Origin of the sequence: Neobacillus sp. PS3-40, from assembly GCF_030915485.1 — a bacterium.
Lineage (GTDB): Bacteria > Bacillota > Bacilli > Bacillales > Cytobacillaceae > JAUZPL01.
The window spans coordinates 2,456,820-2,467,922 of the sequence record NZ_CP133266.1 but is presented as its reverse complement, the minus strand read 5'-3'; the positions used below and the strand labels follow the sequence as shown (position 1 = coordinate 2,467,922).

22 protein-coding genes and 1 pseudogene are annotated in these 11,103 nt (G+C 39.5%); all 23 read right to left on the bottom strand.

From position 1 onward, the window contains the following. Positions 1–46 precede the first annotated feature (46 nt). On the bottom strand, positions 47–409 hold the full coding sequence (gene rplQ, locus RCG20_RS12070; RefSeq protein WP_308180404.1) for a 50S ribosomal protein L17: 363 nt from the start codon (positions 407–409) through the stop codon (positions 47–49). Positions 410–489: 80 nt separating this feature from the next. Further along, positions 490–1,434, bottom strand: a complete 945-nt coding sequence (locus RCG20_RS12065; protein WP_308180403.1) for a DNA-directed RNA polymerase subunit alpha — start codon at positions 1,432–1,434, stop codon at positions 490–492. Positions 1,435–1,609: 175 nt separating this feature from the next. Beyond that, complete coding sequence (rpsK, locus tag RCG20_RS12060) at positions 1,610–1,999, bottom strand: 30S ribosomal protein S11 (RefSeq protein ID WP_308180402.1); 390 nt, start codon at positions 1,997–1,999, stop codon at positions 1,610–1,612. Between the two features lie 24 nt (positions 2,000–2,023). Further along, positions 2,024–2,389 (bottom strand): 30S ribosomal protein S13, encoded by a 366-nt coding sequence (gene rpsM / locus RCG20_RS12055; RefSeq protein WP_308180401.1) that lies wholly within the window; start codon positions 2,387–2,389, stop codon positions 2,024–2,026. Positions 2,390–2,412: 23 nt separating this feature from the next. Next, positions 2,413–2,526, bottom strand: coding sequence for a 50S ribosomal protein L36 (gene rpmJ / locus RCG20_RS12050; RefSeq protein WP_000868344.1), 114 nt, complete (start codon positions 2,524–2,526; stop codon positions 2,413–2,415). Positions 2,527–2,563: 37 nt separating this feature from the next. Next, positions 2,564–2,782, bottom strand: a complete 219-nt coding sequence (infA, locus tag RCG20_RS12045; protein ID WP_027322634.1) for a translation initiation factor IF-1 — start codon at positions 2,780–2,782, stop codon at positions 2,564–2,566. A 300-nt stretch (positions 2,783–3,082) separates the two neighbouring features. Continuing rightward, a pseudogene (locus RCG20_RS12040) lies at positions 3,083–3,373 on the bottom strand (M24 family metallopeptidase); the annotation flags it as partial. Between the two features lie 35 nt (positions 3,374–3,408). Continuing rightward, positions 3,409–4,059 carry an adenylate kinase gene (locus RCG20_RS12035; protein WP_308180400.1) on the bottom strand — a complete coding sequence of 217 codons (651 nt, stop codon included), beginning with the start codon at positions 4,057–4,059 and terminating at the stop codon, positions 3,409–3,411. A gap of 54 nt (positions 4,060–4,113) precedes the next feature. Beyond that, the gene (secY, locus tag RCG20_RS12030; protein WP_308180399.1) at positions 4,114–5,409 is read right to left on the bottom strand and encodes a preprotein translocase subunit SecY; all 1,296 of its coding nucleotides are present in this window, start codon (positions 5,407–5,409) and stop codon (positions 4,114–4,116) included. Continuing rightward, the gene (gene rplO, locus RCG20_RS12025; protein ID WP_308180398.1) at positions 5,410–5,850 is read right to left on the bottom strand and encodes a 50S ribosomal protein L15; all 441 of its coding nucleotides are present in this window, start codon (positions 5,848–5,850) and stop codon (positions 5,410–5,412) included. Positions 5,851–5,882: 32 nt separating this feature from the next. Beyond that, a complete protein-coding gene (gene rpmD, locus RCG20_RS12020; RefSeq protein WP_308180397.1) occupies positions 5,883–6,065 on the bottom strand; it encodes a 50S ribosomal protein L30 in 183 nt (60 codons plus the stop codon). Positions 6,066–6,078: 13 nt separating this feature from the next. Continuing rightward, positions 6,079–6,579 (bottom strand): 30S ribosomal protein S5, encoded by a 501-nt coding sequence (gene rpsE, locus RCG20_RS12015; RefSeq protein WP_308180396.1) that lies wholly within the window; start codon positions 6,577–6,579, stop codon positions 6,079–6,081. A 24-nt stretch (positions 6,580–6,603) separates the two neighbouring features. Then, positions 6,604–6,966 carry a 50S ribosomal protein L18 gene (gene rplR, locus RCG20_RS12010; protein ID WP_308180395.1) on the bottom strand — a complete coding sequence of 121 codons (363 nt, stop codon included), beginning with the start codon at positions 6,964–6,966 and terminating at the stop codon, positions 6,604–6,606. A gap of 38 nt (positions 6,967–7,004) precedes the next feature. Further along, entirely contained in the window at positions 7,005–7,541 is a 537-nt protein-coding gene (gene rplF, locus RCG20_RS12005) for a 50S ribosomal protein L6 (RefSeq protein WP_308180394.1), read from the bottom strand. A gap of 31 nt (positions 7,542–7,572) precedes the next feature. Continuing rightward, on the bottom strand, positions 7,573–7,971 hold the full coding sequence (gene rpsH / locus RCG20_RS12000) for a 30S ribosomal protein S8 (RefSeq protein WP_308180393.1): 399 nt from the start codon (positions 7,969–7,971) through the stop codon (positions 7,573–7,575). 30 nt (positions 7,972–8,001) lie between these two features. Next, positions 8,002–8,187 carry a type Z 30S ribosomal protein S14 gene (locus tag RCG20_RS11995; RefSeq protein WP_009791316.1) on the bottom strand — a complete coding sequence of 62 codons (186 nt, stop codon included), beginning with the start codon at positions 8,185–8,187 and terminating at the stop codon, positions 8,002–8,004. A 24-nt stretch (positions 8,188–8,211) separates the two neighbouring features. Beyond that, positions 8,212–8,751 (bottom strand): 50S ribosomal protein L5, encoded by a 540-nt coding sequence (gene rplE / locus RCG20_RS11990; protein WP_308180392.1) that lies wholly within the window; start codon positions 8,749–8,751, stop codon positions 8,212–8,214. Between the two features lie 26 nt (positions 8,752–8,777). Then, positions 8,778–9,086: a 50S ribosomal protein L24 gene (gene rplX / locus RCG20_RS11985; protein ID WP_308180391.1), complete on the bottom strand. Its 309-nt coding sequence runs from the start codon at positions 9,084–9,086 to the stop codon at positions 8,778–8,780. Positions 9,087–9,121: 35 nt separating this feature from the next. Further along, entirely contained in the window at positions 9,122–9,490 is a 369-nt protein-coding gene (rplN, locus tag RCG20_RS11980) for a 50S ribosomal protein L14 (protein WP_308180390.1), read from the bottom strand. Positions 9,491–9,530: 40 nt separating this feature from the next. Next, positions 9,531–9,794 carry a 30S ribosomal protein S17 gene (gene rpsQ, locus RCG20_RS11975; RefSeq protein ID WP_308180389.1) on the bottom strand — a complete coding sequence of 88 codons (264 nt, stop codon included), beginning with the start codon at positions 9,792–9,794 and terminating at the stop codon, positions 9,531–9,533. 23 nt (positions 9,795–9,817) lie between these two features. Continuing rightward, positions 9,818–10,018, bottom strand: a complete 201-nt coding sequence (rpmC, locus tag RCG20_RS11970; protein WP_308180388.1) for a 50S ribosomal protein L29 — start codon at positions 10,016–10,018, stop codon at positions 9,818–9,820. Next, positions 10,008–10,442, bottom strand: coding sequence for a 50S ribosomal protein L16 (gene rplP, locus RCG20_RS11965; protein ID WP_308180387.1), 435 nt, complete (start codon positions 10,440–10,442; stop codon positions 10,008–10,010). The genes rpmC and rplP overlap by 11 nt, the downstream gene beginning before the upstream one ends. A 2-nt stretch (positions 10,443–10,444) precedes the next feature. After that, entirely contained in the window at positions 10,445–11,101 is a 657-nt protein-coding gene (rpsC, locus tag RCG20_RS11960) for a 30S ribosomal protein S3 (RefSeq protein ID WP_308180386.1), read from the bottom strand. Positions 11,102–11,103: the final 2 nt, after the last annotated feature.

The window sequence follows — 11,103 nt, the reverse complement described above, 5'->3', positions numbered from 1 at the left end:
AGTTTGATATTAAACTGTCCAACGCCCTTGTTATCTGTTAAAAATATTAAACTAACTCGATAATAACCATTGGTGCACCGTCACCGCGGCGAGGTCCAAGTTTCATAATACGAGTGTAACCACCTTGTCGCTCAGTGTAACGAGGAGCGATATCAGCGAATAATTTTTGAAGTGCACTTTGACCATTTTCAGCATCTGCAACCTCATTACGTACGTATGAAGCAGCTTGACGGCGAGCATGAAGATCGCCTTGTTTGCCTAAAGTGATCATTTTTTCAACAGTACCACGAATTTCTTTCGCACGGGTTTCTGTTGTTTGGATACGTTCATTGATAATTAAGTCTGTTGTTAAATCACGCAACATTGCTTTACGTTGTGCGCTTGTGCGTCCTAACTTTCTATATGCCATGAAGGGTTCCCTCCTTTGTTGAAGTTGTAAATTAAAGAACAGCTAACAAGAAAACAGCTAGTTAATTATTCGTTAACTAGTCAGTCGTCTTTACGTAAGCCTAATCCTAGCTCTTCTAGTTTCGCCTTCACTTCTTCAAGTGACTTACGTCCTAAGTTTCGAACTTTCATCATATCTTCTTCAGTCTTATTTGCTAATTCCTGAACAGTATTGATTCCAGCACGCTTTAGGCAGTTGTATGAACGAACAGAAAGATCTAGCTCTTCAATTGTCATTTCAAGAACTTTTTCTTTTTGGTCTTCTTCTTTTTCAATCATGATTTCAGCATTTTGAGCTTCGTCAGTTAAACCAACGAAAATATTCAAATGCTCAGTCAAAATCTTAGAACCAAGAGCAATCGCTTCTTTTGGCCCAGTGCTACCATCGGTCCAAACATCAAGCGTTAGCTTGTCATAATTAGTCATTTGACCTACACGAGTATTTTCTATTTGATAGATGACACGAGAAACCGGTGTGAAAATAGAATCGATCGGAATAACACCAATTGGTTGATCCTCACGTTTATTTTGTTCAGCAGGAGTATAACCACGCCCACGACGAGCTGTTAACCTCATACGAAGTTGACCATTGGAACCTAAGGTACAAATCGGAAGATCTGGATTTAGGATTTCAACATCACTATCATGTGTGATATTACCTGCTTTTATGACACCTTCACCCTGTACATCAATCTCAAGAGTTTTCTCTTCATCAGAGTAGATTTTTAAAGCCAATTTCTTAATGTTTAAAATGATGGATGTTACATCCTCTACGACGCCTTCAATTGTTGAGAACTCATGAAGTACCCCATCGACCTGAATCGATGTAACTGCGGCACCTGGGAGTGAAGATAATAGGATACGACGTAGGGAGTTACCCAAAGTGGTACCATATCCACGCTCAAGTGGCTCTACGATGAACTTCCCGTACTTGGCATCATCGTTGATCTCAACCGTTTCGATTTTTGGTTTTTCTATTTCGATCATCAAATAACCCTCCTTCAAAACGTCGAAACCTCGGCTAAATTAGATTCTAACCGAAATTCCCCCATGTATACGTTCCCGTTTTGTGCACAACAACTGGAATAATACTTCTGTATGAACGGAAAAAAACAGTATCATATCCCATTATTGACAGGGATACAAATTCTATACAGAAAAATTAAACACGACGGCGTTTTGGTGGGCGGCATCCATTATGTGGAACAGGAGTAACGTCTTTAATAGCTGTTACTTCAAGACCGGCTGCTTGTAAAGCACGAATAGCTGCTTCACGACCTGCACCAGGTCCTTTAACAGTAACTTCTAATGTTTTCATGCCATTTTCCATTGAAGATTTAGCTGCTGTTTCAGCTGCCATTTGCGCTGCGAATGGAGTGGATTTACGAGATCCTTTAAATCCAAGCGAACCTGCACTTGACCAAGAAATAGCATTACCATGAACATCAGTAATGGTAACAATAGTATTGTTAAATGTTGAACGGATATGTGCAATACCTGCTTCAATATTTTTTTTCACACGACGTTTACGTGTATTTGTTTTACGTGCCATTTAAATGTTTACCTCCTTTACCAATTATTTCTTCTTATTAGCTACAGTCTTACGAGGACCTTTACGTGTACGAGCATTATTTTTCGTATTTTGACCACGAACAGGTAATCCACGACGGTGACGTAAACCGCGGAAGCTACCGATTTCCATTAAACGTTTAATGTTAAGGGATACTTCACGACGAAGATCACCTTCAACCTTTAATTTGTCGATAAGTTCACGAATTTTGTTTAATTCGTCCTCTGTTAAATCACGAACGCGTGTTTCTTCAGAAACACCAGCTTCTGCAAGAACTTTTTGTGCAGTCTTTTTACCTATTCCAAAGATATAAGTTAAAGAGATTACTACACGTTTTTCACGAGGAATATCTACACCAGCAATACGTGCCATTAATGAGCGCACCTCCTTCAAAATTAGCCTTGTTTTTGTTTATGTTTAGGGTTTTCACAGATAACCATAACTTTTCCGCGTCTACGGATAACTTTACACTTTTCGCAGATCGGTTTGACAGATGGTCTAACTTTCATTATCCTAACCTCCTTAGTAGTACGGAGTGTGGTGAGATTATTTAAAGCGGTAAGTAATTCTTCCGCGCGTTAAATCATATGGAGATAACTCAACAGTTACTTTGTCACCTGGAAGGATTCGAATGAAGTGCATACGAATTTTTCCAGAAACATGAGCCAACACACTGTGACCATTTTCTAATTCTACCTTAAACATTGCATTTGGCAAAGTTTCAATTACTTTACCTTCAATTTCAATTACATCATCTTTCGCCATCAAACTTAGTCTCCCTTCTCATATACAGAACAGCGTTCATTCAATAACTTTGTATGTGCAAAAACGTGGTTTCCGTTTGTTACACGTCCTGTTTCCACAATACTGTTTGAACCTCAGGAGAAACTTGAACAAATAATAGAAGATGTCGAAGATTTATTTCTCTTAGATGATTGACCTTTTATTGATCTCCACCTAAAAGCAACGTAACCCTATTAACCAACAACTTTACAATCATAGCACATTGTCCAGCATCCTGCCCTCTGGTAACAATTGCAAATTGTTCAATCCATCGACATTGATCAGCCCCAGTACCATGCCAGGCTTTAGAAGTGGACCTTTGTTTTGGGGACTGTAATAAGGAATATCAGGATCCTCATGTAAGTCTTTCCTTACTCCATGTCCAGCATACTCGCGCACAACAGAAAAGCCATTTTCTTCCACACACTCCTGAATCGCATGGGAGATGTTTGAAAGACGCTCACCTGGTTTTGCCTTTTTCAGGCCTTGAAAAAGTGATTCCTCCGTTACATCTAAACGACGATGGGATTCCTCAGCATATGTCCAGGCTGAATCTCCATAGTAGTCACGCATGATCTCAACTTCCCTAGGGGTTTTGCAAATGATCATTAAATTAAGTCCCCGAGTAATTGCTCAACTTCGCCAAATACCTTGTTGATTTCCTGGAGCCCATTTATAGTACGTAAATAGCCTTTAGATTGATAAAAGTCTAATAACGGCTGTGCTTGTTTTACATTGACGTCCAAACGGTTTTGAACAGTCTCAGCATTATCATCAGCTCTTTGATAAAGTTCCCCACCACAACGGTCGCAAATACCTTCTTTAGAAGGTGGATTAAAGACGAGATGATAGGTTGCTCCACAATCCTTACAGATTCTCCGCCCAGTAAGGCGTTCCATTAAAACATCTATTTTAACATCAATGTTAATGACATAATCGATATTTTTATTCAAATCAGCCAGAATTTTTTCCAAAGCCTCTGCTTGAGGGACCGTTCTAGGAAAACCATCTAATAAAAAGCCTTTTTCACAATCTTCTTTGCTTAGCCGTTCACCAACAATGCCAATTGTTACTTCATCAGGAACAAGTTCGCCTTTATCCATGAATGACTTTGCTTTTAAACCTAATTCCGTTCCATCTTTCATAGCTGCACGGAACATATCTCCAGTAGAGATATGTGGGACGCCGTATTGAGCGACGATTTTTTCAGCTTGAGTGCCTTTTCCGGCACCCGGAAGCCCCATTAAAACTAAATTCACACGTATTCCCCCTCGTGCTTAACATAGTTTTAGGGACATTGCCCCTAAAACCAGTTACTTTATAAAACCTTTATAGTGGCGTTTTACAAGTTGTGCTTCAAGCTGCTTCATTGTATCAAGGGCAACACCCACAACAATAAGTAAACTTGTTCCACCAATTTGTGCAGATTGCGGTAGGTTCGCTACCTGAATAAAGATAGCTGGAAGAACTGCAATTGCCGCTAAGAATATTGACCCTACAAAAGTTAATCTGTATAGGACGCGCGTTAAATACTGGTACGTACTTTTCCCTGGACGAATTCCTGGAATATAACCGCCTTGCTTCTGTAAATTTTCTGCAGCTTGCTCAGGATTTACTTGAATGAAAGCATAGAAATACGTAAACGCAATAATTAACCCAGCGTATATTACCATCCCAATTGGGTGGGAATAATCAAATATTTTTTGAATCCAAAGAGTAACATTATTTGTTCCAAAAAAAGATGCAATTGTTCTTGGAGTCACAATAAAGGAAATTGCAAAAATTACAGGAATAACACCTGCAGCATTTACCTTTAACGGCATATGTGTAGATTGTCCTCCAACAGGAGTACGACCAGCCACGACACGCTTTGCATATTGAATTGGAATTTTACGGTTTGCCTGTTGGATGAAAATAACAGCAACAACTACTGCGATGACAGCTATTGCAATTGCAATTACTGTTAAAATACGTAGAAATAATTGTTCTCCCGCATTTTCAAATTGCTGAACGTAGATTTGGTTAACCGTAGTAGGAATACCAGCAACGATTCCAGCAAAAATGATAATGGAGATCCCATTACCTACACCTTTTTCAGTAATTTGCTCCCCAAGCCACATCAAGAATGAAGTACCTGCAGTTAATACAAGTGCAATCAATAGATATGTGGCAATTCCAGGATTTTGAATCAATTGTCCACTCGCTAAGTTATTGAATCCATATGACATTCCTAATGCCTGAATAAATCCAAGCACAACAGTAAAGTAGCGGGTAAATTGAGCAATCTTACGACGCCCAGCTTCCCCTTGCTTAGACCATTCCGTAAACTTTGGTACTACATCCATTTGTAAAAGCTGAATGATAATAGATGCAGTAATGTACGGCATGATACCCATTGCAAAGATGGAAAACTTCTTTAATGCCCCGCCACCAAAAGTATTTAAAATACCAAATACACTAAGTTTATCTTGTGAACTAAGAACATCTGCATTTACATTTGGAACAGGAATAAATGTTCCAAGTCGAAATATAACTAACATCAAAAGGGTGAATATGATCTTTCGTCTTAAATCACCCACGCGCATAAAATTGGAGATTGTCTGGAACAATTAGATCACCTCAATTTTTCCACCGACAGCTTCAATTGCATCTTTGGCAGCAGAGGAGAATTTATGAGCTTTAACTGTCAATTTTTTCTCTACGTTCCCTTTTGCAAGAATCTTAATTCCTGCTTTTTCGCTTTTTACAACGCCTGATTCGATAAGAAGTTCTGGAGTAACTTCTGTACCATCTTCAAAACGGTTTAATGTATCTAAATTAACAATGGCATATTCTTTGCGGTTGATATTTGTAAAACCACGTTTTGGTAAGCGACGGAATAAAGGTGTTTGACCACCTTCAAATCCTAGGCGAACCCCACCGCCTGAACGAGCATTTTGACCTTTAGTTCCTTTACCGGCTGTTTTACCGTTACCAGAACCAATACCACGGCCTTTACGTTTTGGTTCTTGTCTAGAACCTACAGCGGGCTTTAATTCATGAAGTTTCATATTGGCACCTCCTTAAGAAAGAAAAGAATCAATTATTGTTCTTTAACTGTTACAAGGTGAGCAACTTTGTTGATCATACCACGAATTGCAGCATTATCTTGTTGTTCAACCGTTTGGTTTAGTTTACGTAATCCTAAAGCTTTAACTGTTTCGCGTTGGTCTTGTGGACGACCAATCACGCTGCGGCTGAGGGTAATTTCAAGTTTGTTTGCCATTTAATTTCCCTCCTTATCCTAACAGTTCTTCTACTGATTTCCCACGTAATTTTGCTACGTCTTCAGCACGTTTTAATTGTTTAATTCCATCAATTGTTGCACGAACCATATTAATTGGTGTGTTAGTTCCTAGTGATTTAGATAGGATATCAGCTACACCAGCTAATTCTAGTACTGCACGAACTGGTCCACCAGCGATAACTCCTGTACCTTCTGAAGCAGGCTTAAGAAGGATTTCACCAGCACCGAAATGTCCGATTACTTGGTGTGGAATTGTTGTTCTAACCATTGGTACATCGACTAAGTTTTTCTTTGCATCTTCGATAGCTTTACGAATTGCATCAGGTACTTCTTGAGCTTTACCAGTACCAAAACCAACATGTCCGTTTTTATCTCCAACTACTACTAGAGCGGAGAAACGGAAACGACGTCCGCCTTTAACAACTTTCGCAACACGGTTAACCGTAACTACGCGTTCTTCTAGTTCAAGTTTGTTTGGATCAATACGACGCATTTTTTTGTGTCCCTCCTTTGACTATTAAAATTGTAGGCCGTTCGCGCGGGCTGCATCAGCCAATGCTTGAATACGTCCATGATATAAGTATCCTCCACGGTCAAAGACAACAGAAGTGATACCTTTCTCTACCGCACGTTTACCAACTAATTCACCGATCTTTTGTGCAGCTTCAAGGTTACAAGAAGATTCAAGATTTAACTCTTTATCTAATGTAGAAGCACTTGCTAAAGTAACTCCGTTAATATCGTCGATTATTTGAGCATAAATATGTTTGTTAGAACGAAACACATTTAGACGTGGACGAGCTGAAGTTCCGCTAAGTTTCGCACGAACACGGGCATGTCTTTTCTTGCGAGTAGCGTTTTTATCAAGCTTCGTAATCATTTACGTCACTCCTTTCGTTTACTTATGCGGCATTTCTATTACTTACCTGTTTTACCTTCTTTACGACGAACAAATTCGCCTTCGTAACGGATCCCTTTACCTTTATATGGCTCAGGAGGACGAACTCCGCGAATGTTGGCTGCTAATGCTCCAACACGTTCTTTATCAGTACCTTTTACAATAACTTTTGTATTTACAGGTACCTCAATTTCAAGTCCACTTTCAGGTTCGATTTCAACAGTGTGAGAATATCCAACGTTTAAAACAAGCTTGCTGCCTTGTTTTTGTGCACGATATCCTACCCCGATTAATTCAAGCCCTCTTTCAAAGCCTTTAGAAACACCTTCCACCATGTTAGCGATAACCGCACGAGTTGTTCCGTGCAACGCACGATGTTCTTTCACATCAGATGGACGAGAAACAGTTAATACGTTTTCTTCAATTTTAATTTCCATATCAGAGTTAAAAGAGCGAGTTAATTCGCCTTTAGGTCCTTTTACTGTAACAGTGTTTTTATCTAAAGTAACCGTAACTCCTGCTGGAATTTCAACTGGTTTTTTACCTATGCGAGACATTAATTGCACCTCCATTCATTCAGAAACTCTATTACCAAACGTACCCTAAAACTTCTCCACCAATTTGTTTCGCACGTGCTTCTTTATCAGTTACAACACCCTGAGAAGTTGAAACGAGTGCGATACCTAAACCGTTAAGTACACGAGGTACCTCAGTAGATTTAGCGTAGACACGAAGTCCTGGCTTACTTATACGTTTAAGACCAGTGATAACACGTTGATTACTTGCACCGTATTTTAAGAAGATACGGATGATACCTTGTTTATTATCTTCGATATATTCAACGTCACGTACGAAACCTTCGCGCTTTAAAATTTCAGCGATTTCTTTTTTCATATTAGAAGCAGGCACTTCTAACTTTTCGTGACGCACCATATTCGCATTTCGAATGCGAGTAAGCATATCAGCAATTGGATCTGTCATGACCATTATTTTTACCTCCTTCCCAAACTATAAGTTTTACCAGCTAGCTTTCTTTACACCAGGAATTTGTCCTTTGTATGCTAGTTCACGGAAACAAATACGGCAAAGCTTAAATTTACGATATACAGAGTGTGGACGTCCGCAACGTTCGCAACGTGTGTACTCTTGTACCGGATATTTAGGCGTGCGCTTTTGTTTCGCAATCATTGACTTTTTAGCCATGTTTTCGCCTCCCTTATTTAGCGATTACTTTTGGAATGGCATTCCAATTTGAGTTAACAGTTCACGAGCTTCTTCATCAGTGTTAGCTGTAGTTACGATAACGATATCCATACCACGAACTTTACTTACTTTATCGTAATCAATTTCAGGGAAGATTAATTGTTCTTTAATACCCAAAGTATAGTTACCGCGACCATCGAAAGCTTTTTTAGAAACTCCACGGAAGTCACGTACACGTGGTAAAGAAACAGAAACTAATTTATCCAAGAATTGGTACATGCGTTCTCCGCGTAGAGTAACTTTCGCACCGATTGGCATACCTTCACGAAGGCGGAAGCCAGCAATTGATTTCTTTGCACGAGTTACGACAGGTTTTTGTCCTGTAATAGTCGCTAATTCTTCAACAGCATTATCTAATGCTTTAGCATTAGCTACTGCATCACCAACACCCATGTTTATAACAATTTTATTAATAGATGGTACTTGCATTACTGAACTATAGTTAAACTTGCTCACAAGAGCAGGAGTAATTTCTTTTACAAATTTTTCTCTTAGGCGGTTCACTTATTGTGCCTCCCTTCTTTAATGAACTATTTATCTAAAACTTCACCGGATTTAGCTACGCGTACTTTTTTACCATCAACCGTTGTATAACCTACACGAGTTGGGTTACCAGATTTAGGGTCGATAGGCATAACATTTGATACATGAATTGGAGCCTCAAAGCTGATAATTCCGCCCTGTGGATTCGCTTGTGAAGGTTTAGAGTGTTTTTTCACAATGTTTACACCTTCAACTAATACGCGGCTATCTTTAGGAAAGGCAGCTAAAATCACACCAGTTTTACTTTTATCCTTGCCAGAGATGACTCTAACTTTGTCACCTTTTTTAACATGCATCTGTAAGCACCTCCTTAAAGGCATTTGAATTTAAATTATAGTACTTCTGGAGCTAAAGATACAATCTTCATAAAGTTGTTATCACGAAGTTCACGTGCAACTGGTCCAAAAATACGAGTTCCGCGTGGGCTCTTATCATCCTTGATAATTACACATGCGTTTTCATCGAATTTAATGTATGATCCGTCTTGGCGACGAGCACCACTCTTCGTACGAACAACAACTGCTTTAACAACTTCACCTTTTTTAACAACGCCACCTGGTGTTGCTTGTTTCACTGTACAGACGATAACGTCACCAATACCTGCAAATTTGCGACCAGAGCCACCAAGAACTTTGATTGTAAGTACTTCACGAGCACCAGAATTGTCTGCAACTTTTAAGCGTGTTTCTTGTTGAATCATGTGTGTAACCTCCCTTCGGATTTAAGCTTAATCCGAACAATTAAATGATAACTGCTTTTTCTACGATCTCTACTAAACGGAAACGTTTTGTAGCTGAAAGTGGACGAGTTTCCATTATGCGTACGATATCGCCGACTTTTACTTCATTATTCTCATCATGAGCTTTAAACTTTTTAGAGTATTTAACGCGTTTACCATAAAGAGAGTGCTTTTTGTATGTTTCAATAAGAACAGTAATGGTTTTATCCATTTTGTCAGAAACAACGCGTCCGGTGTAAACCTTGCGTTGGTTACGTTCACTCATTGTGTGAACCTCCTCTCGGGTTATTACTTATTAACGCTGATTTCTCTTTGACGAATCACAGTTTTCATACGAGCAAGTGCTTTACGTACTTCGCGAATACGTGCTGTGTTTTCAAGTTGCCCAGTAGCCAATTGAAAGCGAAGGTTGAAAAGCTCTTCTTTTAATGATTTAATTTTTTGTTCTATTTCGGCAGTGGTAAGGTCACGAATTTCATTAGCTTTCATTTGATTCACCACCAATTTCTTCTCGTTTTACAAACTTACACTTAATCGGAAGTTTGTGTGCTGCAAGGCGAAGAGCTTCACGAGCAACTTCTTCAGAAACTCCTGCAAGTTCAAACATAATTTTACCAGGTTTAACAACAGCTACCCAACCTTCTGGTGCTCCTTTACCGGAACCCATCCGCACCTCAAGAGGCTTTGCAGTGAAAGGTTTGTGTGGGAAGATTTGAATCCAAACTTTACCGCCACGTTTCATGTAACGAGTCATGGCAATACGAGCTGCTTCAATTTGACGGTTAGTGATCCATGAAGCTTCAAGAGCTTGTAAACCAAATTCACCGAAGTTTATTTCAGTACCGCCTTTTGATTGACCGCGCATTTTTCCACGGTGTACACGGCGATATTTAACACGTTTTGGCAATAACATAATTATTTGCCTCCTTCCACAGTTTTCTTCTTAGTAGGAAGGATCTCTCCACGATAAATCCATACTTTTACGCCAAGTTTACCGTAAGTAGTATCTGCTTCAGCATGTGCATAGTCAATATCAGCACGAAGAGTATGAAGTGGAACTGTTCCCTCGCTGTAATGTTCTGAGCGAGCAATATCTGCTCCGCCTAAACGGCCAGATACTTGTGTCTTGATACCTTTAGCGCCTGAACGCATTGCACGTTGAATAACTTGCTTTTGAGCACGGCGGAAAGATACACGATTTTCTAATTGACGAGCAATATTTTCAGCAACTAATTTAGCATCCATATCTGCTCTTTTGATTTCAAGAATATTAATGTGTACACGCTTGCCAGTAAGTTGATTTAGCGCTTTACGAAGAGCTTCAACTTCTGTACCGCCTTTACCGATAACCATACCAGGTTTTGCCGTATGAATAGTTACATTCACGCGGTTAGCTGCACGTTCGATCTCTACTTTGGATACAGAAGCATCTTTTAAACGCTTCGCAATGTATTCACGAACTTTAAGGTCTTCGTGTAAAAGAACAGCAAAGTCTTTACCTGCGTACCATTTAGATTCCCAATCACGGATGATTCCGATACGCAAACCGACTGGATTTACTTTTTGGCCCACTG